General features: G+C 57.1%; 19 protein-coding genes. 13 read left to right on the top strand and 6 right to left on the bottom strand.

Annotated elements, in window-relative coordinates:
* Positions 1-329: 329 nt before the first annotated feature.
* Both glgB and NW829_RS05100 read right to left on the bottom strand, forming a co-directional pair.
* The gene (gene glgB, locus NW829_RS05105) at positions 330-2,621 is read right to left on the bottom strand and encodes a 1,4-alpha-glucan branching protein GlgB (protein WP_414416581.1); all 2,292 of its coding nucleotides are present in this window, start codon (positions 2,619-2,621) and stop codon (positions 330-332) included.
* Between the two features lie 60 nt (positions 2,622-2,681).
* A complete protein-coding gene (locus tag NW829_RS05100; RefSeq protein ID WP_414351461.1) occupies positions 2,682-4,157 on the bottom strand; it encodes a dihydrolipoyl dehydrogenase family protein in 1,476 nt (491 codons plus the stop codon).
* Between the two features lie 195 nt (positions 4,158-4,352).
* Here NW829_RS05100 and tatA point away from each other — a divergent pair, with 195 nt between their 5' ends.
* Both tatA and NW829_RS05090 read left to right on the top strand, forming a co-directional pair.
* Positions 4,353-4,598 (top strand): twin-arginine translocase TatA/TatE family subunit, encoded by a 246-nt coding sequence (gene tatA / locus NW829_RS05095; RefSeq protein ID WP_011433563.1) that lies wholly within the window; start codon positions 4,353-4,355, stop codon positions 4,596-4,598.
* A gap of 218 nt (positions 4,599-4,816) precedes the next feature.
* The gene (locus tag NW829_RS05090) at positions 4,817-5,653 is read left to right on the top strand and encodes an anti-sigma factor domain-containing protein (protein ID WP_414416580.1); all 837 of its coding nucleotides are present in this window, start codon (positions 4,817-4,819) and stop codon (positions 5,651-5,653) included.
* Here NW829_RS05090 and NW829_RS05085 read toward each other — a convergent pair whose 3' ends face one another.
* Entirely contained in the window at positions 5,654-6,145 is a 492-nt protein-coding gene (locus NW829_RS05085) for a helix-turn-helix domain-containing protein (RefSeq protein ID WP_414356910.1), read from the bottom strand. It abuts the gene before it with no gap.
* Positions 6,146-6,400: 255 nt separating this feature from the next.
* Here NW829_RS05085 and NW829_RS05080 point away from each other — a divergent pair, with 255 nt between their 5' ends.
* The 7 genes from NW829_RS05080 to NW829_RS05050 all read left to right on the top strand — a co-directional run bounded on the left by NW829_RS05080 (position 6,401) and on the right by NW829_RS05050 (position 16,539).
* Complete coding sequence (locus NW829_RS05080) at positions 6,401-7,294, top strand: bestrophin family protein (RefSeq protein ID WP_414356908.1); 894 nt, start codon at positions 6,401-6,403, stop codon at positions 7,292-7,294.
* A 180-nt stretch (positions 7,295-7,474) separates the two neighbouring features.
* Entirely contained in the window at positions 7,475-8,767 is a 1,293-nt protein-coding gene (locus NW829_RS05075; RefSeq protein ID WP_414416579.1) for a metallophosphoesterase family protein, read from the top strand.
* A gap of 2 nt (positions 8,768-8,769) precedes the next feature.
* Entirely contained in the window at positions 8,770-12,366 is a 3,597-nt protein-coding gene (locus NW829_RS05070) for an AAA family ATPase (protein ID WP_414416578.1), read from the top strand.
* Positions 12,356-13,549 (top strand): DNA double-strand break repair nuclease NurA, encoded by a 1,194-nt coding sequence (locus NW829_RS05065; protein WP_414416577.1) that lies wholly within the window; start codon positions 12,356-12,358, stop codon positions 13,547-13,549. Before NW829_RS05070 ends, NW829_RS05065 begins: the two co-directional genes overlap by 11 nt.
* The gene (locus NW829_RS05060; RefSeq protein ID WP_011433556.1) at positions 13,546-14,139 is read left to right on the top strand and encodes a hypothetical protein; all 594 of its coding nucleotides are present in this window, start codon (positions 13,546-13,548) and stop codon (positions 14,137-14,139) included. The genes NW829_RS05065 and NW829_RS05060 overlap by 4 nt, the downstream gene beginning before the upstream one ends.
* Entirely contained in the window at positions 14,139-15,845 is a 1,707-nt protein-coding gene (locus NW829_RS05055; RefSeq protein ID WP_414416576.1) for an ATP-binding protein, read from the top strand. The genes NW829_RS05060 and NW829_RS05055 overlap by 1 nt, the downstream gene beginning before the upstream one ends.
* 124 nt (positions 15,846-15,969) lie before the next feature.
* The gene (locus NW829_RS05050; protein WP_414416575.1) at positions 15,970-16,539 is read left to right on the top strand and encodes a hypothetical protein; all 570 of its coding nucleotides are present in this window, start codon (positions 15,970-15,972) and stop codon (positions 16,537-16,539) included.
* 13 nt (positions 16,540-16,552) lie between these two features.
* Here NW829_RS05050 and NW829_RS05045 read toward each other — a convergent pair whose 3' ends face one another.
* Positions 16,553-17,743 carry a M20 metallopeptidase family protein gene (locus tag NW829_RS05045; protein WP_414416574.1) on the bottom strand — a complete coding sequence of 397 codons (1,191 nt, stop codon included), beginning with the start codon at positions 17,741-17,743 and terminating at the stop codon, positions 16,553-16,555.
* A 137-nt stretch (positions 17,744-17,880) separates the two neighbouring features.
* On the bottom strand, positions 17,881-18,666 hold the full coding sequence (hisA, locus tag NW829_RS05040; protein WP_414416573.1) for a 1-(5-phosphoribosyl)-5-[(5-phosphoribosylamino)methylideneamino]imidazole-4-carboxamide isomerase: 786 nt from the start codon (positions 18,664-18,666) through the stop codon (positions 17,881-17,883).
* A gap of 70 nt (positions 18,667-18,736) precedes the next feature.
* Between hisA and NW829_RS05035 the strand changes: the two genes are divergently transcribed.
* Together NW829_RS05035 and NW829_RS05030 are read left to right on the top strand one after the other, a co-directional pair.
* The gene (locus NW829_RS05035) at positions 18,737-20,110 is read left to right on the top strand and encodes a 16S rRNA (cytosine(967)-C(5))-methyltransferase (RefSeq protein WP_414351435.1); all 1,374 of its coding nucleotides are present in this window, start codon (positions 18,737-18,739) and stop codon (positions 20,108-20,110) included.
* Between the two features lie 80 nt (positions 20,111-20,190).
* The gene (locus NW829_RS05030; RefSeq protein WP_414331991.1) at positions 20,191-21,003 is read left to right on the top strand and encodes a TrmH family RNA methyltransferase; all 813 of its coding nucleotides are present in this window, start codon (positions 20,191-20,193) and stop codon (positions 21,001-21,003) included.
* A gap of 16 nt (positions 21,004-21,019) precedes the next feature.
* Here the strand turns inward: NW829_RS05030 and recA are convergent, their stop codons facing one another.
* The gene (gene recA, locus NW829_RS05025) at positions 21,020-22,144 is read right to left on the bottom strand and encodes a recombinase RecA (protein WP_414331989.1); all 1,125 of its coding nucleotides are present in this window, start codon (positions 22,142-22,144) and stop codon (positions 21,020-21,022) included.
* A gap of 235 nt (positions 22,145-22,379) precedes the next feature.
* On the opposite strand from recA, the gene lgt reads away from it, so the two are divergent.
* Both lgt and tsaE read left to right on the top strand, forming a co-directional pair.
* A complete protein-coding gene (lgt, locus tag NW829_RS05020; protein ID WP_011433548.1) occupies positions 22,380-23,204 on the top strand; it encodes a prolipoprotein diacylglyceryl transferase in 825 nt (274 codons plus the stop codon).
* A gap of 3 nt (positions 23,205-23,207) precedes the next feature.
* Entirely contained in the window at positions 23,208-23,843 is a 636-nt protein-coding gene (tsaE, locus tag NW829_RS05015; protein WP_414341851.1) for a tRNA (adenosine(37)-N6)-threonylcarbamoyltransferase complex ATPase subunit type 1 TsaE, read from the top strand.
* Positions 23,844-23,911 lie beyond the last annotated feature (68 nt).

Here is a 23,911-nt window from a genome sequence, read left to right as displayed (position 1 = left end):
CGGGTGGCTGCGGCCATTGCTGAAATCCTCTCAGAAAAAACCTGCCCGTAGCACTCAGTTATGTCTGCCTTATGGTCATTTCGATTCAAACTAGAACACTGCACCCACGCCCACAGTCATTTTAAATAAGAATGAAACGAAATGAAACATTTCCATCCCATTGCTTCCCAACTCCCCTCTCCCTCTGGGAAGAGGACTGGGGGTGATCTCGGAAGCGGTATGGAGCGCTTGGGGATTGTCTCAATCCAGCTTGAAAGGACTACAAATAGCCAAAAAACGAAGTCTCCAGACCCGTCCTCCCAGTGCGGCGGAAGGAAGCCAGCAGGGTGTCAATTCTGGGACTCGACCGGCTGCGGCGGCTGCCATTTCAGCACCAAGGTAGAAAGTTGCGGCAGGCAGAGCTCGAGGGAGTAGGGCAAGTTGTGGTAGGCCCAGTCGTCTGTCCACTTGCCCCCCAAATTGCCTACCCCGCTGCCCCAAAACTCCACAGCATCGCTGTTGAGCAGCTCTCGATAAAAACCTCGTTCCGGTACCCCAATGCGGTAATTGGGCCAGACCACCGGCGTGAAGTTACAAACCACCACCACCCACTCACTGGGATCCTCCCCATAGCGGATGAAGGAAACAATGCCGCGATGGTCGCTGCAGTCAATCCAGCGGAACCCTTCTGGCTTGGTGTCTTGGGTATACAGGGCAGGTTCGGAGCGCAACAGGTGATTCAGGCTGGCCACATAGTGGCGCAACTTGGCGTGGGGTTCATACTGCAGCAGCTCCCAGTCCAGATCTGCCCAAACGTTCCACTCATTCCACTGGCCAAACTCCATGCTCATGAACAAGGTTTTCTTGCCAGGGTGGGTGAACATGTAGCCGTATAAAGCCCGCAGGCTGGCGAACTTATGCCAATGATCCCCCGGCATTTTGCCCAACATGTGGCTCTTGCCATGCACCACCTCATCGTGAGAAAAGGCCAGCATGTAATTTTCGCTGAAGGCATACATGAGGCTGAAGGTGACCAAATGGGGATGGAACTGGCGGAACCAGGGATCCATGTGGAAATAATCCAACATGTCGTGCATCCAACCCATGTTCCACTTCAAGTTGAAGCCCAGCCCACCCACATGGGTTGGCCAAGTTACCATCGGCCAAGCAGTAGATTCTTCGGCAATGGAAAGCGCACCGGGGTTGTATTTGAAAATGAGGGTATTGAGCTGCCGGAAAAAGTCGATGGCTTCGAGGTGTTCCCGCCCGCCGTAGGGATTGGGGATCCAGTCTTTGCGGTCATAATCCAGATAAAGCATCGAGGCCACCGCATCCACCCGGATCCCGTCGATGTGGTATTTCTCGAACCAAAAAAGGGCATTGGCCACCAGATAATTGCGCACCTCGTTGCGGCCATAATTAAAGACCAAAGTGCCCCAGCCTTTGTGCTCACCTTTGCGAGGGTCGGCGTACTCGTACAGGTGAGTACCGTCGAAAAAAGCCAGCCCATGCCCATCTTTGGGGAAATGTCCGGGCACCCAATCGACAATCACGCCGATCCCGGCTTGGTGAGCCCGATCGACAAAATACATAAAGTCTTGCGGGGATCCATAGCGGGATGTTACGGCATAGTAGCCGATCACCTGATAGCCCCAAGAGCCATCAAAGGGGTGTTCTGCCACCGGCAACAGCTCGATGTGGGTGAAGCCCAGCTCCTTCACATAGGGGATCAATTTGTCCGCCAGCTCGCGGTAGGTGAGGAAGCGAGTATTGGGCTTTTGGTCCACCAGCACACTTTGCCCTTCGGCAGGTGGATCTTCAGCCGAGGCGTGCATCCAGGATCCCAGATGCACCTCATAAACCGAAATCGGCGAGCGCAGGGGATCGGTGGCGGCGCGTTTTTCCAGCCAGGCTTGGTCGTGCCAGGTGTAGGTGTTGAGGTCGGCTACGATGGAGCCGGTTTTGGGGCGCACCTCCTGTTGAAAGCCATAGGGATCCGATTTTTCGTAGATATCCCCCCAGGAAGTTTTCACCTCGTACTTGTAGATGGCGCCTGGCCCTATGCCGGGGATGAACACCGCCCAGATGCCGCTTTCGCCCAGCCGCTTCATCTGGTGTTGACGCCCGTCCCAGTGGTTAAAATCGCCGATAACGCTGACGTTGCGGGCGTTGGGAGCCCAGACGGCGAAATGCACCCCCTTCACCCCATCCACCGTGATGGGATGAGCGCCCAGCTTGTCGTAAATGCGGTGGTGATTCCCCTCGTTGAACAAGTAGCGATCCAGCTCGCCAATGTGGTTGACCTTCTCCAAGGGAAAGCGGTAGGGATCCTCCCATTCTTCCAAGTGTTCCCCTTGGGGATCCCAGACCCGTTGGGCCCGCAAAAAATAGTCCGGCAGAGGGGTTCCCGGCTCAAAGCGCAGCTCGAATAGCGTTTCCGGGTGCAGCGGCTGCATCGGGTAAGCCTGTCCAGTGGCGCGTTCCACCAGCCAAACCTGCCGAGCATTGGGCACAAGGGCGCGCACCAACCCAAAGGATTTCCCGGCCTCTTCTATCTGCTGGGGGCCCAAAACGGCATAGGGATCCTGCCATTGGTTGGAAACAAACTGACCCACTTGTTCGGCAGACAGGAGAAAGCCCATCGGGAACCCTCAGTAAATGACCATTCTAGTCTAGCGGTGGCTGACCCCCAGTTTGCGCTGTCAGCTCCAGGCCCGCCTCCAGGCAAAGAATCCCTGCAAGAAGTTCTGCAGGCGGGGGTTGGTGGCCAATTGTTGCCTGCGGTGCTGCAGGGCCGCCTTGGCGTTCACCTCCGAGCGGGTGGGGTAGATGTGGATCCCGGTCAGGGCAGAGACGGGCAGCCGCCGGCTCATGGCCAAAACCACTTCATGAATCAGCTCTCCCGCCTGGGATCCCACCAGGTGCGCCCCCAAAATCTGGCCGTTGCGTCGACAGATCAATTTGGCAAAGCCCAGGGGGGCGGCTTCTGCCTGGGCCCGATCCACATCGGCAAACTCCTGTTTGAGCACCACCACATCCTTGCCGTATTGCTGCCGGGCTTCGCTTTCGGTGAGGCCCACACGGGCCAGCTCCGGCTCGGTGAAGATGGCCCAGGGAATGACACGATAACGCGCTTGGCTGAGGGGGAAAAACAGGGCATTGACCAGGGCCACTGCCCCTTCGTAGGCCGCCACATGGGTAAATTGCGGCCCGCCGATGACATCCCCACAGGCGTAGATGCGGGGATTGCGGGTTTGCAGCTTGGCATTCACCTGGATCCCTTGGGGGGTGTACTGCACGCCGGCGGCTTCTAGACCCAGCCCTTCCACGTTCGGGATCCGACCGGCGGCCACCAAAATCGCTTCTGCACGGATCACTTGATCACCTGCAGCGGCGGTGCCTGCCCCGGAATTGGCCTTTAGGGAAAGCAGCTTTGCCCCTTGCTCTTGGCCAACTGCTGTGGCGCGTACCCGGGTGAGGATGCGGATCCCATCTTGGGCCAACTGTTGCTGCACCACCTGGGCGGCTTCGGGATCCTCCTTGGGCAAGATGCGCTCGCGGCTGGCAATGAGGGTCACCTCGGATCCCAGACGGGCCAGAGCTTGGCTCAACTCGCAGCCTACCGGCCCCGCCCCTATCACCGCCACCGATTTGGGCAAGCGGGTCAAGTCAAAGATCGATTCGTTGGTCAGATAGCCCGCCTCGGCCAAGCCTGGCAAGGGGGGAACCCAAGGACGGGATCCGGTGGCGATGACAAAAGCCCGCGCCTGTACCTGCCTTCCTGCCACCTCAAAGGTGCGCCCATCCACAAAGTGGCCCTTGGCAAACACCAGTTCCACCCCCAGTTGGCGGAAGCGATCTGGCGAATCGGCGTGGTTGGCGATGTAGCTCTGGGCAGAGCGAATGTGTTCGTACACCTTGAGGTAATCCACCGAGATCCCTGCTGGGCCGGGGAGAGTCACCCAACCGGCAGCCATGGCCTGGCGCATCCGATGGACGGTATGGGCCACGTGAAGAAGGGCTTTGCTGGGCACACAGCCATACCAGAGGCAATCGCCGCCCAAGCGGTCGCTGCCTTCCACCAGCAGCACCTTGGCCTTCAGTTGGGCCGCAGCGCTGGCCACCACCAGACCCGCCGCACCAGCGCCGATGACCACAATATCGTAGGGGACAGGCATGGCTTGTTCTGAACAAAAACATCGGGCAAAAGATAGCACCATCCTATGTCTTGAGTGGGCCGGGGGCAGGATGGGAGAAGGGGATCCCTTTCCACACCCTTTCTGCATGGGAGAAGAACTTGTTAGAGTGGGACGGATGGATCCCTTGCAAGCTGGGTTGATCCGTCTGTTCTACTTTTCAGGTTTTGGGGACTTATGACTATTCTGCTGCCGAGCGAACCTATCCTGGCCGTGAGCATCTTCGGCATGGGCCTGCCAGAGCTGGCCGTGATTGGGGTGATCGCGGTGGTCGTGTTTGGCCCCAAGAAGCTACCGGAGTTAGGCAGCGCCTTTGGCAAAGCGTTGCGGAGTTTCAAACAAGAGATGAACAACCCCAGCAGCGATGACGAGCCTGCCGGCACGGAAAAGGTGGAGAAGGTGGTGGAGAAGGATGCCGCCTGAGGGTCGCGGAGGGGGGTGGGATCCCAACTCCTGCAAGGGGCCTGCTGCCGGAACTGTTGAGAGGGGGGATCCAAGCCAGCTTTGGATGAGAGGTGAAGTCAGCTCGCAAGGGAGCCGGCTCCAGGGCTAGTGTATAGTTCTGGAAAGTTTCCCGGCCCGGCGCTACCGGCTGAGCCAGGATCAGCCTGGATGGGCCCATCGGATGCCCCAGAGGTGGTATGGCTGAGCTGACCGATTTCGAGTTGATGCGCCAGATCCAACTGCGGGATCGCCGCAGCCACTTCTTGCTCAAGGATCGCTATCGGAAGCGCCTGCTGGATATTGCCTTGGCCATTCTCAAGCAACCTCACCAGGCGGAAGAGGTGGTGCGGCAGGTGTTCGAGTTTTGCTGGAAACACGCCGATGCCTTTGACCTGCAGCGGGATCGCTCGGTGGCCCTGTGGCTCTACGAGTTGACAGCCTTTCAAGCCAGGGAACGGCTGCGGCGTTGGGCTTGGCTACCTGCCCCCCTCTCCATTCAAACTTCGGCTCCCCTGTGGCCGCAACGTCTTCTCTGGGGCAGCCTGGCGGTATTGGGGATCTACGCGCTGGCCATAACAGCGGCCTACTGGCGGCTGCGCTGGCAGTGGGGATCCCCCATCGAGGGAGAGTCGGTGGCAGTTCAACGGCTCTACCAAGAGTGGCAACGACAACCGCAGGTGCAGCGAACCCTGCTGCGGGATCCCAGCTTCAGCACTCCCCTGTTGGTGCAAGCCCTCTGGTCGCCCCATGCCAAGCAGGTGCTGCTCTTGGCCTCGGAGATGGCTCCCGCCCCCCCAGGGAGCACCTATCAACTGTGGCTGGAGTCGGATGTCCAGGGAGGGGGACGACTGCTGGAAAACGCCGGCACTTTTGCCGTCAACGGGGAAGGATCCCTGCAATGGCTCAGTCAACCCCTCCATTCTGAGCAGCCGACCCGCCTTCTCGTCACCCTTGAACCGGCAGGAGGAAGCGAATCCCCCACAGGCCCGCCTCTGCTGCAGAGCAGTTTCTGGATCCCTGCCGCCCAGCCATGATCAGGAGAGATTGGGGGATAACTGGGGGGCTTGTCTCCCGCTTTTGCGCCGCTTAGCATGGGATCCCCGCAAGCGCACCTTGAGACGGTAGCGAACAGTTTCATGCACAACTTTGTAGGAAGCATCCACACCGTGGGTTTCCCGCAGCCATTCGCGAATGTCGCTGTAGGTACGGAATCGGCCAGGCTGATGCAGCTCCTGCTTGAGGATTTCCAAAACCGGCTTGGGGATGAGGGGTTTGCGCCCTTGGTTGCGGGGCACCGTCAACATGCCCTCTAGCCCCTTGGCCTTGTAGCGTTGAAACCATCGAAAAATCGTTGAGATGTCCCGCCCCAGAATTTCAGCCAAGCCTGTCATCGTCTTGACTTTCCCAATCTTGAGCAGGTAGAGAGCTTGAACCCGCTCCTTCCCGGTCGGTGTAGACTGCTTGCTTAGTAGGGATTTGAGCTCTTCAGCCGATTCCTGAATGTCGAGCTTGAGGACTCCAGCCATGTTGGGGCGTCGCAGAACAGCGTTGAATTCGTTGCCTGGCGGAGAGTCTACCACAGTAACTTGGGGTTCTGGAAGTTGTTCGTGAAGTTTGCCTGGGCATTGCTTGACATTTACAGAATCTCGAACTGAAAAATCTCTAACAGGCTACCCTCGTCGCTTTTCAGGATGGTCGGGCAAGGGATCCCCTCTAGGGCGGCAGGCCGTGGCTGTAGGAGTGGCTGTAGGATCAGAGGGCAAGCTTGCCGACGCTGCACTATGGTTCTTCGCAAGTATCTTGCAGGAGAGGGGCTGCGTTGGTTTCGACTGGCCCTGCAGTTGCAAGGATCAGTTGTGCCGGCAGTGCTTCCCCGCGCCTTTATCTGCGGCTTGGCCGGGGTGCTGGTTTCGGTTCTGTATAAGTTGGGGCTGCCCCTGGCGCTGTCGTCCTTGGTGGCATTTGTGCCCAACATCGTTTTGGGTTTGATGCTGGTGTTTCGGACAAACACCGCCTACGAACGGTTTTGGGAGGGGCGGAAAGCTTGGGGAGCCGTGGTGAATGACGTGCGCAATTTGGCCCGCCTGATTTGGGTAGCCATTGAAGAAAAGCAACCCGGCGACCGGGAAGAGAAGATCCAAACTCTATATCTGTTGCCCGCCTTTGCCATGGCCATGAAACAGCACCTGCGCCAGGAACCTTTGCTGGATGAGATTCAGCCCCTCCTCAGCCCGGAGCAGTTGCAACGTCTCCAAAGCCTCAAACACCCCCCCTTGCAAATTGCCTTTTGGATCGGAGATTACTTACAGCGACAATACCAAAAGGGCCGCGTTGAGGTCTACCAGCTCACGATCATGGTGGAGCGGCTCAACAGCATGGTGGATGCGCTGGGGGCTTGCGAGCGCATTCTCATGACCCCAATGCCCATGGCTTATGCCCTGCACTTGAAGCAGTTGTTATTGCTCTACTGTTTATCTTTGCCGTTTCAGATGGTGGAAGGTTTGGGTTGGATGACCGGCCCCATTGTGGGATGGCTGAGCTTTATGTTGTTTGGCGTTGAAGAGATCGGCATCGAAATTGAAAACCCCTTCGGCCGGGATCCCAATGATCTGCCCCTCGATAACATTTGCAACAAGATGAAGCACAATATTGCGGATTTGATCAATTCCACTTAGGGAACTCTCGCCGTTCTGGATGGCAGGGCAGCTGCCCATTTCAGATCCTCAGCCGGCACCTACCCCTAGTGGAGATAGCCGGGGCGAACCCGATGATTGAGAGGAAGGGATCCCTATATCTTGGGTAGGGAACAAGATGGGTTTGCTAAACTGTGGACAATTTGCCGAGGTGCTCTGGGGATGGCCTGCTCAACCTGCACATTTTTACACCTGGCCGATGTGCATCTGGGCTATGACCGCTACGACAGCCCGGAGCGGAGCAAGGATTTCTTTTTGGCATTTCGGGATGTTGTCCGGCGCTATGCCATTCAGGATCCGGTGGACTTTGTGCTCATCGCCGGGGATCTGTTCGAGCATCGGCAGATTCAGCCCGGCGTTCTCAACCAAGCCCAGATCGTCTTGCGGGAGCTGCAACAGGCCGGGATCCCGGTGTTGGCCATCGAGGGCAACCACGACAACCGTCCCTATGGCGTGAAAACCAGTTGGCTAAGGTACTTAGCCGATCACGGGGAGTTGATATTGCTGGAGCCTGAGGAAGGGGAAGAAGGACTGGAGCTGCGTCCCTGGTCGGGCCGGCGGGGAGGGTATCTGGATTTGCCCTGTGGGGTGCGGGTGATCGGATCCCAGTGGTACGGATCGGCAGCTCCCAGGTCGATTGAGCAGTTGGCGGCGGCCATTCGACGGTTGCCCCCCGGCCCAGAACGGGTGGTGTTGATGTTCCACCACGGTCTAGAAGGCCAAATTGCCCGTTACCAAGGCGCTTTGCGCTACCGGGATCTGTTGCCCTTGCGGGAGGCAGGAGTGGGCTACCTGGCCTTGGGACACATTCACAAAAGCTATTCCGAGGGGGGGTGGATCTTCAACCCGGGATCCCTGGAGGCCAACAGCACTGCCGAATGGGACTTCCAACGGGGGGCCTATCGCGTCCGCTGGGGAGATGGCCCACCCCAAGCGGAGTTGGTGCAGGATTACCATCAGCGGCCCCGCCGCCGGCTCTATCTGGAGGCCAAGGGCAGAGAAACCCCCGAACAGATTGCCGCAGCAGCCATTGCCTTGGCTAAGGGATCCCGTTTTCAGGAAAGTGAGATGGAGCCGATGGTGGAGTTGCGGCTGGTGGGACAGGTGGGGTTCGCCAAGCATGAGCTGGATAGCCGCGCCCTACAGTGTCAAATTCAGCAGCTTACCGGCGCCTTGCTGGTTCTGTTTCGTTTTGAGGCCAATACTTTAGAGCTCGGGTCGGCTGCCCTTTCCTTGGAAGAAGAGGGGCAGAGGCTACAAATCGAAGAGAAAATCTACAGGGATCTGCTGAGCAGCCATGCCCACTACCGCAAACGCAGTGAAGAGCTAGCGCGGCTGCTTCTGGATCTTAAAGAAAAGGTTTTGGATGGGCAAGGAGAATCTGAAGTGTATGCTCACCTAAGGGGAGCTTTTGATGCTCCGCATCGCTGTCGCGAATGGGGAGCAGAAGACTGATTATGCGGATCCTCTCTCTCGCTTTACAAAACTTCAAATCTCATGAGGATGCCGTCTTCACGTTTGAGCCAGGTATTAACGCCATTTGCGGAGAAAACGGAGCGGGCAAGACCAGCATTTTAGAGGCCATTGCCTGGGTTTTGTTCGACTACTGTCCCTACAGCCAAGAAGAAATCATCCGCTCCGGTGCCAACGACGCAGTGGTGACTGTGCAATTTATCTCCCAATGGGATCAGCGCACCTACGATGTTCGCCGCAGCGTAACGCAGGGATATCGTCTCTTTGATCCCCAGCTGAAGCAGCGCCTAGAGTATGAGCGCAAGTCCGATGTGCTGCCGTGGCTGAGGCAACATTTGGGCGTACCTGCCGGTACCGACCTGGCGCGGCTCTTTGCCACAACGATTGGGGTGCCCCAAGGGACTTTCACAGCAGACTTTCTCAAAACCGGTCGAGATCGCAAAGAAGTTTTCGATCGCATCTTAAAGGTGGAAGAGTACCAGCAGGTAGCCAAAGACCTGTTGGCGGTCGAAAAATACAGCGAGGCGCAGATTCAGGCCATTAATCATCAAATTGAATTGCTCCATCAACAGCTACAGGAGTGGGATCCGCTGCAAGCGGAGCGGCAGAAAATCCAACAAGAACTCAGTTACTGGCAAGAGCGCTTGAGTCAATCGATCCACACTCTGGATCAGGTTAAGCTTGAGATCGAGCGACTGGAGAAATGGCTTGAGCAAATCCAAACTTTAGATCACCAGATTGCCCAACTGGAGCAAAAGGGATCCCTGCTTCAGGTATCTCTTGAGCAGGCAGAAAAGTTATGGGCAGAGGCCAGGCAAGCTCAAGCGCAGCAACAGCAATACTGGGAGGGATCTCAGCATTTTTTGGCCACAGAAGCTCGCTTGCGGGAGCTGGAAAAACAGCAACAGCAACGCTTGGAGTGGCTGAAACAGCGGGATGCTTTGCTCTCGCAAAAGCAGCATATCGAAAACCAATTGGCAAGACTTCAAGAAAAGTTAAGCCAACAGCAGCGCTGGAAGCAGGAGCTAGAGGAGCTAACCCCGCAAATTCAGGCCCAAGAGGAGCTAGAGCGTCAGCAGACCTATTGGACTCAACAGCTCAACACGTTGCTACACCTGCACCGCGAATGGGAACAGATCCAGGCAGAATGGACAGCCCACGCCGAGCGCTGTCAACTGCTACAAAGCCGAGTGCAAGAAGCTGAACAGGCCCAGGCCATATGTCGGCAGCATCAATTGACCTACAACCGTTATTTGCAGTTGGAAACCCTCATTGCAGAGCAGGAAGCGCTGCGGCGAACCCGACAAACTTTACTGGCTCAACGGGAAACTTTGCAACATCAACTGCATCGATTGGAGCTGCAGGGATCCGAATATCAGCAACAACTCCAGATCTTCCAAAAAATGGAGGCGGAAAAACTTGAGCTGCAACCCCTGTGTGAACGGCAGGCCTCCCTGGAGCAGCGCCACTCCCAACTTGGCGAGAAGTTGGCTTCCTTTCAGGCTCTGCGCCTTGAACTCAAACAACGGGAAACGGAGCAGGAACAAGGCCAAGTCCAATTGCAACAACTGCAGCTCCAACTGAGACAACGGCAGGCGGATTTGGAGCGGGTAGCCGCCATTCCTGCGCTCGAAACTCAACAGGAGCGATTGCAAACTCAGCTCAGCCGCATTGCCGCAGCTCGTCAATTTCAACAGGAGCTACAAGCCCTTTTTGAGCAGGGCTCGGATCAATTGGCTCAACACCATCACAGCATCCGGCAACTTCTGGACGAATTGGAAGCGCAGCGACACAACTATCCCCAACTTCAATCTCTGTGGCAGCGGATCCCAGAGGTACTCACTCGATCTTCAGCACTCAGCCAACAGTTGCTCCAGTCCATCCATCAGATTTTGCAGGATCTGGCTCCCCAAACTTCCGAGCCCCAACTTCGTCAGCAGTTGTCCAACATCCAAAAACAACTCAGGACTTTGCAACCCTTGCTCGGCCTAACCGCACAAATACCCGATTTACAAGCCCAAATTCAGCAACTGCTGCAGTTGCAAGCCGAACGACAAAGCAGAATTGATGATCTTCACTGGGATCTTGAGGCTGAGCCCACCTTCCTTCGGCAACAACAGGAAATTGGCCAGGCGCTGCAAGAACTGGGGGATCCCAGAGGGCAAATCCAGCGCTTGGAAAGAGATCTCAGCCGCAAGTCTAGGGTTGAGCAAGAATATCAACAAATAGCGGCCCATGTTCAGCAACTCCAACAGCAGATACAAGCCCTAGAAGAGCAGCTGCAACCGCTTTCAGATCTGGATGAAAGAATTGCAGCTTTGCGGGAAGAACAAGGCCGGCACCGCAACAACTACGAGACCTTTATCCGCATGCAGCCTCTTGCCCAAAGTTTGCCCCGACGGCAAGATGAACTCCAAGCGGCCCAGTTGGCCCTAGATCAAATCCAGAAAGCCAAGCAAGAAAAACAAGCCCAGATCGACCGCTGGGAACAAACAGAGGGATCCAAAGATGACCTGCAAGCCCAAATTGAAAAAGCCGCCGAAACGTTGAAGGCTCTGGGGGATCCCAGAAGCCAAGCCGAACGGCTCAAAGCAGAGCTAAAACAGGAAAAGCAGTATTTACAAATGCAGGCCGACTGCCTGCAGCAGCTTCAGGATTTACAGGCCGCACTCAACCCTATCGAGGAGGCCCTATGCCAAACGGAGCATCTGGATCGAGAGCTGGGATCCCTGCAAGAAGAACGGGAACGATACCGAGTGGATCACGAGTGCTATCTGCGGGCGGAACCCATCGCCAAATTGCTTCCCCAACGGGAACAGGAACTGGCCGAGCTAAACGCCCAGCGGCAGCAACTGCAAACTCAGCTTTCCCAACTTCGCGCAGCACGGGATCCCTTAGCTGCTCTGTATCGACCGCAGGAGCATGAGCATCTTCGATCCCTTCTGCAGGCCACCGAAATTCAAAAAGCCGAAGCCCAGGCCCGACTGGAGAGCCTAGCTCCTCAACTGAGCAAAATTGAGGAAAAGTTGCGGCAATTGGAACAGACCAAGGCAAGCTTAAAGCAAGTCGAGGCAGAAAAAACTGAGAAAGAACGCCTACACCGCTTTATCAAGTTTAGCCGAGATACCTATAGAAAAGCCGGCCCTCAAATTACCCAATACTACCTGCAGCAGATCAACCATACTGCCGATCACCTCTTCCGAGAAATTCTCAACCGTCCCAACGTCACCCTGACCTGGGAAGCCGATTATGAGATCCGCGTTCAAGAAGCCGGCAGCCCCAAACGACGGTTTGCCAGCCTTTCCGGGGGAGAGCAAATGTCGGCGGCCTTGGCAGTGCGCTTGGCTTTACTCAAGGTGTTGGGACAACTAAATATTGCCTTTTTCGATGAGCCCACCACCAATATGGATACCCAACGGCGACAGCGGCTGGCAGAGGCTATTACCAACCTGCGATCTTTTGAGCAGCTGTTTGTCATTAGCCACGACGATACCTTTGAGCAAATGACAGAAAATGTTATTCGGGTGGAAAGGCACTCCGGATCCAAGTCGGTAGGGAGGGATCCCGCCTATGGTGTTTAGAGCCGACCGGATCCTGGCAGTGTTGCAGCAAAAGCGGGAGGCCTTTGCCACTTTTGATCAAAGGCTGTCGGAGCGCAGAGAATACTATAAGCAGGCCATGGAAAGCTTGTGCCAGTGGTCAAGCCTAGAGATTGCCGAAAAAATAGCTCCATTCCCTTTCCCAGGCGCTTTACCTACTGCAGAGTGGGATCGCTACTCCAATTGGAGGATCCCTTTTGAGCAGGAATGGGCCAATTACGAAGAAAGCCGCGATTGGGCGAAGTCGGTCATTGAAAATATTCCTACCTTTGCCGTAGATGGATCCCAGATTTATCCCAGCAAAGATCTGTCAATACCGGTGGCGCTGGTGCAAATCGGCTGGTATGAAAATTATCACTGCGCAGCAGGCTTGTACGAGAAAGACATCCAAGTGGATGTATTGACTCCAAGGGACCTGGGATCCGACAGCAGCGGCGAACCGAAAGAGCGAATGGTTAACATGCGCCGCTTTCAAATGGAAATCGAGAGACTTGTAGAATACATTCAAAAATCTCAACCGGGATCCCGAAAATTGGCCTTTTTGGATGGGGCGCTGGTGGCTACTTTTGCCGAAGTCTTTGAGCCAGAAAGCCAAGATTTTTATGTGCAGTGTTTGCTCCAGCTTCTGCGGGCCAGCGAGCAAAGCCGGATCCCTATCGTGGCCTACATAGACACCACCTACACTTCCGATTTGGTGGCGTTGCTGAAGCATTGTTTTGACCTACCCGAAGCTCCACAGCTTCACGATGCGCAACTGCTCAGCCCCTGGTTGGATTGGGGGGATCGCACACCTTTTTTCATCTGTGCCCGCGGCGGCAGCCTCAACCCCCAAGATGGGATCCTCAACTCCTACCAAGAAATGCGGGAGCGAGTGGGGTTTGTTTACCTGCGCACCAATGACAACTTTCCGGCCCGCTTGGAAATACCCGTTTGGGTTTATGAGGCAGGACTGTTGGACTGGTTGGTGGATCTGGTTCGCTGTGAGGTGGTGATTGGGCGAGGTTATCCTTATGTGCTGGAGACAGCCGATCAAATAGCCGTTATCCGCAATGAGGATCGCAACCTTTTCTTGCGTCTCATGCAAGATTGGGCCGCTCGCGAAAAGCTGAACCTAAGGCTATCCCGGAAAACAGTAAGTAAATTACAGCGGAGACGAGTTCGATGAGATTGGGAAAGGTAGTTCGCTCCAACAATCACTGTGATTATGTGGTGCAGGTGGACGATGCTTTAGAAGTCAAAAATCCGCCGGCTCCTGATGACTATGGCTTCGGCAGCTTTGTCAAGCTAGAAAGCGACCGGCGACACTGGGCTGTAGGTCTGGTTTACAATACCCAACTCCTGAATCCGATGTTCCTCAATTCTGGGCCGCGCCTTTCCAGCCAGCCGGATCCCTATTTTTCCCCCGATCTGCAGAATGAGGTGCGCACGCTACTCTCGGTGGTCTTAATCGGGGCCTTGGATGAAGAGCGCCGCTGTGGCCGGCAAGGGATCCCACGCGTGGTGGTGCCTGTAAACACGCCGGTTTTTCGCATGAGCCGGGAAGAGATCCTGCGCTTTCACCAGGATCCCCAAGGTCAAACCCAATTTTCCTACTATGGTTTGCTGCTGAGTAGCGGCGGCAACTTTGCCAATCATTTGATCTACCAAGTCTTGAACGACATTACGCCGATGTTTGCCGATCCAGCTCAACGGCGAGCTCTGCAAATCTTAAGCAAAGAATTGGCCTGGAAAATGACTGTAGGAGCGATGCGCTAATGCCCCAAAAAATCACCGATAATGGCCACCATCCAGAAGCCACCCTCTCTCCAACTGAGGACTCTCCAGAGGTAATTGGCACCGTCAAAGGGCCTGGAGAAACCTCTAACCAATATGTTTTCATCACTTCCAATACCCAAGCGGTAAAGGTGGGCGATTTCGTCTACTACGAAGTCCAGGATCCCCAATCGCAAACGCTGCAAATCTTGGGTAAAATTAGCCAAGTTCAGCTCCTGGATCACATCCCCGATCGCATCTTTGCCGATACCGAAATCGATCCCAGCACCATTGTGGCTCTGGTGGGCTTCACCCATCCCAATCCGGAAATCTATGCGGTTACCGTCGAGGTCATCGGCTATTTCAATCAGAAGATGGGCTTTATTAACCCCCGCCGCGCTCCGGATCCCGGTGCCAAGGTTTTTCTGGCCTCCAATCGTCTGCTGAAATCAATTTTGAACAAACGAGATGAAACAGCCATTGGGGGTGCTCACTTGGGCAGCCTGTTGTTGCGCGATGAGGGAGCAGTGCCCGTAGTACTGGACGTCAAGGAAATGGTCAGCACCCATCTGGCCATTTTGGCGGGGACGGGATCCGGCAAATCTTATACAGCAGGGGTTTTGATTGAAGAGCTGCTTTTGCCCAAAAACCGAGCTGCCGTCCTCATTTTCGATCCCCACGGGGAATACCACACGCTGGCAGAAATGCAGTCCCACCCCAAGTTTTTTGGGGAAGATGGCTACCGACCCAAAGTCAAGGTTCTTTCACCGCAGGAAATTAAGATTCGTGTATCTTCTCTTAACTTCTTTGATATTCTGACCCTGCTGCCAGAGACCACTGACCGACAGAAATCTTTTCTGGAGAAAGCCTTTCGCAAAACAACTCAATTTAACCCGATCCGCTGGACGATTCAGGACTTAATCGATGCCGTAAATGAAGCCGATTCTGCAGAAGATGGATCCCAGGGATCCTCAGCCGCCGCCTTGGAGTGGAAATTAGAACAGATCGACCGCTCTCCTTATTTCAGCAATGTAGAACATCTGGCCCCCAAAGACTTGTTTGAGCCGGGGCAGGTGACCATTCTACAAATGCACGAGATCAGCCAAGAAGAACAGCAGGTGATCGCTGCTGCCATCTTGCGCCAGGCCAACTATGCTCGGATCAATACCCACAAAGGCAAGATCCAGCCGGGGGACGAAAATTACTTGCCTTATCCCGTCTTTATTTTGCTGGAAGAGGCCCATCGGTTTGCCCCTGCCCACGAGCCTTCCCGTTGCAAACAGGTGCTGCGCACCATCCTCAGCGAAGGACGCAAGTTTGGACTGGGAGTAGGGCTGATCACGCAACGCCCTGGCAAGTTGGACTCGGATATTCTGTCTCAATGCATGAGCCAATTTTTGATGCGAATTGTCAACCCTGCCGATCAGGAAAATTTGCGCCACAGTGTCGAGGCTGCCGGACGGGATCTGTTACAGGAATTGCCCGCCTTGAGCAAAGGTCAGGTGATCATCTCCGGGGTGTGCGTCAATACCCCTGTACTGTGCAAAGTGCGGCAGCGCTACACGCAGCATGGCGGCGAAACGTTGGATATTCTTGGCCTCTGGCAAAGGCATTCTCAAGAACACCACCAGCGGGATCGCTTGGCCCAGTCGGCCCCTCTCAAACCGCGTCCTCAACCTCAGGTGGTGGATGGACTCAGCATTGATTAGCAATGGCCCAAAACTCCAACTGTGGCCTGATCTCAATCGCTGAATCTGCCAAATCTACAATCCGAAACCACTGCTTGATTGCAATACAATTCATTTCACAGAAACAAGTTTTGGGGCGAGCAGGATGAGGAAACAAGCCCTTTTGCCAGGTTTGCTGGGCATTGCCGTTGCGGTTCTGCTGGGATCCGGGCCTGCCTATGCTCAGTTGCGGCTGATCCCCGAAGCGGCGCGGCGGGTGTACGAGGCATTGCCGGATCTGCCGCTGGAAAACGTCTACACCCCCATTAACCCCAATGACGGCGGCCCTACGCCTGAGGAAGATACCTTGGTGCGGCGGATGATGGTTTACCATCTGCAGGTGGCCGGTCGCTCCCCGACCGACCGCTTTAACTGGCAACTGACGCTGGCGGACTATTTTGATGCCAATGAGCCAATCATCGCCCAACGGTATCCCGGTGCCGACCGCCTCACGGTCAACCCCTACGCCCAAGACAAAGCCGTTGTACAATCCCTGAACCGGCAACAGCGACAGGCCCTGCTGGAAGCCCTTGTGCTGGCCTTCGGTGGGGATCCCAACCCAACGCCCCTCTACATTCCCACCGACGGGGATCCTGCCCCTACCCGTCCCACCCCAGAACCTATGAAGCCCTTGCTGCTTCCCGGCAGCGGATCCGCTGACTTGCTCAGGCCCTAGCCGAGGTTTCCCGCTAACTCAAGGCTTGCCCGGTGTAGTTCTCAATGCAGCGCAGGAACAGCTCTACCCCAATGCCAAGGGCAGCCTCATCGAAGTCGAAGCGGGGGTGGTGGTGAGGGTAGTTCAGGCCCCTTTCGGGGTTGGCGGATCCCAGGAAAAAGTAGCAGCCAGGCACCTCATTCAGGAAAAACGAGACATCCTCTCCGCCCATGGTCATTTCTGGGATGATCCTCGCCTCTGAGCCAAACACCTGGCGGGCAGCTTGTTCCACCAGCGCTACCATAGCAGGATCGTTGCAAACCGCTGGGTAGCCCCGTTCGTACTGAAACTCGTAGGTGGCCCCGTAGGCTTGGCAAATGCCGGCAACGATTTCTTCCATACGTTTTGAGATCAAATCCCGCACTTCCGGCTGAAAGCTGCGCACGGTGCCCCAAATCTCAGCTCTAGGGGCAATGACGTTAAAGGCATCGCCGGCCCGGAAACGGCCCACCGTCACCACCGCCGGCTGCAGCGGATCCACACTGCGGGAGACGATGGTCTGCAAAGCATTGACAATGTGGGATCCCACCACAATGGCATCCACTGTTTGTTGGGGAAGGGCAGCATGTCCGCCTCGCCCGATCACCTGAATCTGAAAGCGGTCGGCAAAGGCCATCGAGGGGCCACTTTTCACGCCAATAGTGCCCAGAGGGCGATTATTCCACAGGTGTAGGCCGAGGATGGCTTCCACATCCGGGTTTTTCAGAACCCCCGCCTCCAGCATGGGCTTAGCTCCGCCGGGGCCTTCTTCGGCAGGTTGAAAAATGACCTTGACCGTGCCCTTGAGGTGTTGACGGTGCTGTTGCAGCAGCTTGGCGGTGCCCATAGCAATGGCCGTATGGCCGTCGTGGCCACAGGCGTGCATGACGTTGGGGATGGCGGAGCAGTACTCGACTTCATTGGCCTCATGAATGGGCAGGGCATCCATATCGGCCCGCAGCGCCAAAACCGGCCCCGGCTGCTCTCCCTCAATGGTGGCCACGATGCCGGTGTGGGCAATGCCGGTCTGGTGCGGGATCCCCCAGCTTTTCAGGCGCTGGCTGATGTAGGCGGCGGTTTGCTTCTCCTGGAAGCCCAGCTCAGGATACTTGTGGATGTGGCGGCGCCAGGTCACCAACTCGGGTTGTAAAGCTCGAACAGCAGGGCGAAGTGCGGGAAAGGACATGACCTGAAAAACAAAAAAACAAAAATGTCTTGGAAAACCTTCACCGATGGCCAGTGTTGGTTGCATGCAGTTGCCTGTCGATTTTGCCCAGTATGGCATTGCTGAGGCTGCTTTCCGCTCGGCGTCGAGGTGGACATCTAGGCCCACTGGGATCCGGTTTCTGGCGGCAGATCCTGCCAACGGCCCGGCCCCACTGCTCGCAAAGCTTCCTGCAAGGAGATCGCCCCTGAGTAGAGGGCCTTGCCCAAAATGGCCCCTGTCAAACGGGGCAAGCTCAACAAAGCCAGCAAATCGGTCAGCGAGCCGATCCCTCCCGAAGCAATTACAGGCACTTGAGAGACGGCTAGGATCTGGCGCAGCTGTTCTAAATTGGGCCCGGCCAGGGTGCCATCCCGGCTAATGTCGGTATAGATGATCCCGGCAGCTCCTTGGGCTTGCACCCGTTGCACTAGCTCAGGAGCCCGCAGGGGAGTGGTGCTCAGCCAGCCGCGGGTGGCCACTTGCCCCTGCCGAGCGTCGATCCCCACCCAAACCCGACCGGGCAAGGCTTGGGTCATCGCCTCCAGGGTGTCAGGATCCTCCACGGCCAGGGTGCCAACGATCACCCGATCCACCCCCAAATCCAACAACTGCCGCGCCCGTTCCAGGGATCGGATCCCACCTCCCACCTGAATCGGGATGGCCAGTTGGCGCACCAGGCGCTCGATGGTAGGCAGGTTAATCGGATCCCCGCTTTTGGCTCCGTCCAGATCGACCACATGCAGGCGAGGGGCACCCTGTGCTGCCCAAGCTTCGGCCTGCTGGATGGGGTCATCGGCCACCTGTTCCGCCTGAGCATAATCCCCCTGGTAGAGGCGCACGGCGTGGCCCTGGAGAAGGTCGATGGCGGGGATCACCTCTAAGAAGGCGCTGGTGTAAGGCATGATTGGGATCCCTTAGGGGCTTCTCCAGTATCGCCCAGGGGGGAGAATGGGAAAACCTTTTGGGGCGACCATGAACGCACGTCAACTGGCCCTCTTGGCCTTGCAGAAGATCGAGCGGCAAAACGCCTATGCTGACGTGGTGCTAGAGCACCTGTTGGCCCACAGCCACCTGATCCCTGCCGACTGCCGCCTGGTCAGCGAGCTGGTGTACGGCGTTACCCGCCGTCGTCGCACCCTCGACGCCTTGATCGACTGCTTTGCCCAACGTCCTGCCCACAAGCAACCGCCCGATTTGCGGCTCATTCTGCACCTTGGCCTCTACCAACTGGCTTTTTTGGATCAGATCCCCCCCAGCGCTGCCATCCACACCAGCGTGGAATTGGCCCGCCAGATGGGGCTGGGATCCCTGACAGGGGTGGTGAACGGCATCTTGCGCGCCTACCAGCGGCAAGTGTTGGATCAGCCAGAGAAGGATCCCCTCAAGCCCCTCGAGGACACTCTGCCAGCCGACCCAATTCAGGCTTTGGGGATCCGGCACAGCTTTCCCGACTGGTTGGTGAGCCTATGGTGGGAGCGCCTGGGGCCGGTGGAAACGGAGCAGTTGTGTGCTTGGTTTAATCAGCCACCCCACCTGGATTTGCGGGTCAACCCACTGCGGGCAGATGTGAATAAAGTCATTCAAGCCTTGGCAGCAGCCGGGATCCCTGCCCTCCCCATCTCCGAGGTGCCGGGCGCCTTGCGCCTCCAGGATCATGCCGGCGACATCACGGCCCTACCCGGCTTTGCCCAAGGGTGGTGGAGCGTTCAGGATGCCAGTGCCCAGCAGGTGGTGCATTGGCTGGATCCCCAGCCAGGGGAGCGGGTGATCGACTGCTGCGCTGCTCCGGGCGGCAAGACCACCCAAATAGCCCAACACATGCAGGATCGGGGGGAAATCTGGGCTTTGGATCGCCACCCCCACCGTCTGCGGCGCCTGGAGGAAAATAGGCAGCGCCTGGGCTTGAGCTCAATCCGTCCCCTGGCCATCGACCTGTTATCCCTGAGCGCTGCTGCCGATCGCGTCAGCGGGACGGAGTCCTTACCCCCTGCCCCCTTGCCCCCCTGGCAGAGTGCTGACCGCGTACTGCTGGATGCCCCCTGCTCCGGCCTAGGCACCTTGCACCGCCATGCTGACGCTCGCTGGCGGCAGACTCCAGAGCGGATCCCTGAATTAGCCCACCTGCAAGCTCAGCTTCTGCAGGTGGCAGCCCGTTGGCTTAAGCCGGGCGGGGTGTTGGTGTACGCTACCTGCACGCTGCACCCTGCCGAAAACGAGGAGATCATTCAAGCCTTTCTCGACAGCCACCCCAATTGGGCTGCTGAAGGGGATCCCCTGCTCATCTGGCCCCACCGGCAGGATCGGGATGGATTTTTTATCCAACGGCTGCGCCGCTCCGGTTACTAACTCCCCTCTCCCTCTGGGAGAGGGGCTGGGGGTGAGGGCAGCAACGCCGAAGACTTGGGGAGTACCTTAACCATTGCCACATGGCTTCTGAGCTGCTGACCAGTCCGAAAAACCCCTGGATCCGCAAGTTGCGGCAGTTGCACCGCAGCAAAGGCCGGCGGGAACAGGGCGCCTTTTTGGTGGAGGGATCCCACCTCATCGAAGAAGCCCTGCGAGTTGGCTGGCCCCTACAGGCTCTCTGCTACACGCTTGAGTGGGCTGAGCGTTACCCACAATTGCTGGCCAATCTGCCCAAGAGTCTACGGCGGCAGGCCGTCAGCTCAGAAGTCATGGCAGCGCTCTGTACCACCGAGTCTCCCGAAGGAGCTGTGGCCGTGGCCGTCAGTTGGCAGATTTCCTCTCCCCCCCTGTCCAAGTTACGTTTGGGCCTTGTGGTGGAAACGCTGCAAGATCCAGGCAATTTGGGATCCCTAATCCGAGTCGTGGCCGCCGCAGGAGCCGACGGCCTTTGGCTAAGCGCAGACAGCGTCGATCCCGAAAACCCCAAAGTCTTGCGGGCCTCTGCCGGCCAGTGGTTTCGCCGTCCGCCCCAAGTCGTGCCCGACCTAGCCGCCTGGATCCAGAGCTGCCGTTGCCACGGGATCCAAGTCTTGGCTGCTACCCTCTCCCCCACAGCAAACTGCTACTGGGATCAAGATCTCACCCGCCCTACCCTTTTTCTCCTGGGCAACGAAGGGGCTGGCCTGAGGGAAGCGACTATCCAACAGGCCGATGCCCAGGTGCGGATCCCTATGGCCGAGGGTGTCGAATCTCTGAACGTCGCTATGACGGGGGGGTTGTTGCTCTACGAGGCCCTGCGCCAGCGGCGATCTCGCTCAGGAAGCGCTCCCTGAACAGCTAGCTGCTCCCTCAGAACTCTTCCTCTACAAAGACCGCATCCTCATTCTCTTCCTGCTCTCCCTCCTCCATCGCTGCCGGCCGGCTGGCGGAAACCGTCACCCCCGCAGAAAGTTTCTCCCGCACAGCCGCTTCCACCTCCGCTAGGAGCTCTGGGTTTTCCTTCAAGTAGACAACCAGATTGTCCCTTCCTTGGGCAACATTTTCCTCCTTGTAGCTGTACCAAGAGCCGCGGCGCTTGAGAATGCCCATCTCCTCGGCCAGATCGATAATGCAGCCGATGTTGGAGATCCCTTGGCCGAAAATGATGTCAAATTCTGCCCGCCGGAAAGGGGGGGCAACTTTGTTTTTCACCACCTTGACCCGCGCTCGGATCCCGTATTCTTCCGCACCTTTTTTCAGGGTTTGAACGCGGCGAATATCTAGCCGCACCGACGCATAAAACTTAAGGGCATTGCCGCCTGTGGTGGTCTCCTGGGGGCCATAGCCTATACCGCCAATTTTGGAGCGCAATTGGTTTAAAAAAAGAACAATGGAGCCGGTTTTGCTGACGTTCCCGGCAATCTTGCGCAGCGCTTGGCTCATCAGGCGGGCCTGCAATCCCACATGGGCGTCTCCCATATCCCCCTCGATCTCGGCACGGGGCACCAACGCTGCTACCGAGTCCACCACCACGATATCCACAGCTGCCGAGCGCACCAACTGATCGACAATCTCCAGGGCGGCCTCCCCCGTGTCCGGCTGGGAGATCAACAGGTTTTGAATATCAACCCCCAAAGCTGCTGCGTAAGTGGGATCCAGCGCATGTTCCGCATCCACAAAAGCTGCCGTTCCCCCTTGTTTTTGCACTTCGGCGATGGCATGTAGGGCAATTGAAGTTTTCCCAGAAGATTCCGGCCCAAAGACTTCGATAATCCGCCCTTTTGGGTAACCTCCGCCCAAGGCCAAGTCGAGGGTGATGGCCCCACTGGGTATGGTCTCCACCCGCATCTGGGTGGCATCTCCCAGGCGCATGATTGCCCCTTTGCCGAAATTCCGCTCGATCTGGCTTAACACCTGCTCCAGGGCTTTGCGTTTTTCTGACTTCAATTTGTCCGAGTCATCAGCAGTGTTCACAGCAGCGGCTTTCCGGGCCATAACCCGCATCCCCCCCAGGAGTCGTGGTGGAAAATCGAGCCTGCATTCTAACATTGTCGCCTTGCTCTGAGCGGATCCCTCTCCCTCCAACTGCAGTCAGCTCGTACCTTGCCTCGGTTCCTAACTCCCCTCTCCCTCTGGGAGAGGGGCTGGGGGTGAGGGCAGGTCTTCTGCATAGCCTTGCAGAGCGGGTAGAGTGGGCTAAAGGGATCTGCTCAGGAATGTCCCCACGGTCATGACTTTGGTCTTACAATCCCCCGGCCCGGTTGTGTTTAGTTGGGGGCCGCTCAGCCTGCGCTGGTATGGCTTATTGATCGGCCTGGCAATGGTGTTGGGCTTGCTCCTGGCTCGCCATCTGGCAGCTCGGCGTGGCCTTCCCCCCAGTTCCATGCCTGATCTGCTGGTGTGGTTGGTGGTTGGATCCCTGCCCCTTGCTCGCCTGTACTATGTGGCCTTTGAGTGGGAACGCTATCGAGATGGCCCTTGGTGGCAGGTCTTGGCCCTCTGGCAGGGGGGCATTGCCATTCACGGTGCCTTGATCGGCGGCAGTGCGGCGCTTTACCTGTTCGCCCGGCGGCACCGGCTGAGTTTTTGGTTGCTAGCCGATTGCCTTGTTCCCTCCCTCAGCCTTGGTCAGGGGATCGGACGTTGGGGCAACTTCTTCAACAACGAAGCCTACGGAAAGGTGTTGCCTCCGGATAGCCCTCTGTGGGTACAACTGCAGCTGCCTGATGGATCGCGCGTCCATCCCACTTTTTTGTACGAATCCCTCTGGAACTTTGGTCTCTTCGGGCTCCTGCTCTTTTTAAGCTACCGGCGCCAGCTTCCCCCCGGCACCCTCTTGGGCCTCTACCTGGTGGGGTACAGCCTGGGGCGCTTCTGGATCGAAGGCCTGCGCACCGATAGCCTCATGCTGGGATCCCTGCGGGTGGCGCAGGGGGTGAGCCTGTTGCTCATTGGAGCAGGCCTGGCCGCAATCTTGACAGCTCCCAAACGCGTTTCTGTTCACCCAAACGAGGCAACTTCCTCGCCTGGGATCCCCGCCCCAAAGGAGTTGTAAGCCATGGCCAGCGAACAGAATGAAGAGCTCTGGCAGCAAGCCTCTCCTCTGCTGCTGCCATCCGCCGCTGCTACCCAATCACTAGGGGCCCTCGTAGCTCAAGCCGCCCTTGGCTTCCTCGCCCCTTCAGGTCAACAAAAATCTCCCCCTCCCAGCCGCAGCCTCGGCTCCACTTCCGGCTTGGTCATTCTTCTCGAAGGTAATCTGGGCAGCGGCAAAACCACCTTTGTGCAGGGACTAGGGCAGGGCTTAGGGATCCCTGAACCCATCGACAGCCCCACCTTCGTGCTGGTGCAGGAATACCACACCGGACGGATCCCTCTTTTCCATTGCGATCTCTACCGCCTAGAGACCTCTTCTGCCGCTCGCGCCGGTGGGAAAGAATCCACACTCCTAGAAGACCTAGGGCTAGAAGAACTTTGGAGCCAAGGTGGGATCACCGCTATTGAGTGGCCCCAGTACCTCCGCCATCTGCCTGCGACCTACCTCTGGCTGCGCCTACAGCCCCATCCCCAGCAGGAAGGAGCCCGCCTTCTACACGTCAAGGGAAAGGGATCCCAGACTGGCCACCTTTGGCAGCAAGTTCTTTCTCAATTCACTCAGCAAAACCTCGAAGAAGGGATCCACTTCTCCTCCTGAAAGTACTTGAAAGCAGAAGAAAAAGTTGAGATCCCAAAAGACTTATGGTCATTTCGATTCCAACTAGG

Source organism: Synechococcus sp. R55.8 (assembly GCF_047461895.1).
Classification (GTDB): Bacteria; Cyanobacteriota; Cyanobacteriia; order Thermostichales; family Thermostichaceae; genus Thermostichus.
This window is presented reverse-complemented; position numbering and strand designations above follow the sequence as displayed.

Excerpts from the sequence above, each read along its gene's own strand:
- glgB (WP_414416581.1), bottom strand. The coding sequence starts at position 2,621 with ATGGGCTTTCTCCTGTCTGCCGAACAAGTGGGTCAGTTTGTTTCCAAC.
- NW829_RS05100 (WP_414351461.1), bottom strand. The coding sequence starts at position 4,157 with ATGCCTGTCCCCTACGATATTGTGGTCATCGGCGCTGGTGCGGCGGGT.
- tatA (WP_011433563.1), top strand. The coding sequence starts at position 4,353 with ATGACTATTCTGCTGCCGAGCGAACCTATCCTGGCCGTGAGCATCTTC.
- NW829_RS05090 (WP_414416580.1), top strand. The coding sequence starts at position 4,817 with ATGGCTGAGCTGACCGATTTCGAGTTGATGCGCCAGATCCAACTGCGG.
- NW829_RS05085 (WP_414356910.1), bottom strand. The coding sequence starts at position 6,145 with ATGGCTGGAGTCCTCAAGCTCGACATTCAGGAATCGGCTGAAGAGCTC.
- NW829_RS05080 (WP_414356908.1), top strand. The coding sequence starts at position 6,401 with ATGGTTCTTCGCAAGTATCTTGCAGGAGAGGGGCTGCGTTGGTTTCGA.
- NW829_RS05075 (WP_414416579.1), top strand. The coding sequence starts at position 7,475 with ATGGCCTGCTCAACCTGCACATTTTTACACCTGGCCGATGTGCATCTG.
- NW829_RS05070 (WP_414416578.1), top strand. The coding sequence starts at position 8,770 with ATGCGGATCCTCTCTCTCGCTTTACAAAACTTCAAATCTCATGAGGAT.
- NW829_RS05065 (WP_414416577.1), top strand. The coding sequence starts at position 12,356 with ATGGTGTTTAGAGCCGACCGGATCCTGGCAGTGTTGCAGCAAAAGCGG.
- NW829_RS05060 (WP_011433556.1), top strand. The coding sequence starts at position 13,546 with ATGAGATTGGGAAAGGTAGTTCGCTCCAACAATCACTGTGATTATGTG.
- NW829_RS05055 (WP_414416576.1), top strand. The coding sequence starts at position 14,139 with ATGCCCCAAAAAATCACCGATAATGGCCACCATCCAGAAGCCACCCTC.
- NW829_RS05050 (WP_414416575.1), top strand. The coding sequence starts at position 15,970 with ATGAGGAAACAAGCCCTTTTGCCAGGTTTGCTGGGCATTGCCGTTGCG.
- NW829_RS05045 (WP_414416574.1), bottom strand. The coding sequence starts at position 17,743 with ATGTCCTTTCCCGCACTTCGCCCTGCTGTTCGAGCTTTACAACCCGAG.
- hisA (WP_414416573.1), bottom strand. The coding sequence starts at position 18,666 with ATGCCTTACACCAGCGCCTTCTTAGAGGTGATCCCCGCCATCGACCTT.
- NW829_RS05035 (WP_414351435.1), top strand. The coding sequence starts at position 18,737 with ATGAACGCACGTCAACTGGCCCTCTTGGCCTTGCAGAAGATCGAGCGG.
- NW829_RS05030 (WP_414331991.1), top strand. The coding sequence starts at position 20,191 with ATGGCTTCTGAGCTGCTGACCAGTCCGAAAAACCCCTGGATCCGCAAG.
- recA (WP_414331989.1), bottom strand. The coding sequence starts at position 22,144 with ATGGCCCGGAAAGCCGCTGCTGTGAACACTGCTGATGACTCGGACAAA.
- lgt (WP_011433548.1), top strand. The coding sequence starts at position 22,380 with ATGACTTTGGTCTTACAATCCCCCGGCCCGGTTGTGTTTAGTTGGGGG.
- tsaE (WP_414341851.1), top strand. The coding sequence starts at position 23,208 with ATGGCCAGCGAACAGAATGAAGAGCTCTGGCAGCAAGCCTCTCCTCTG.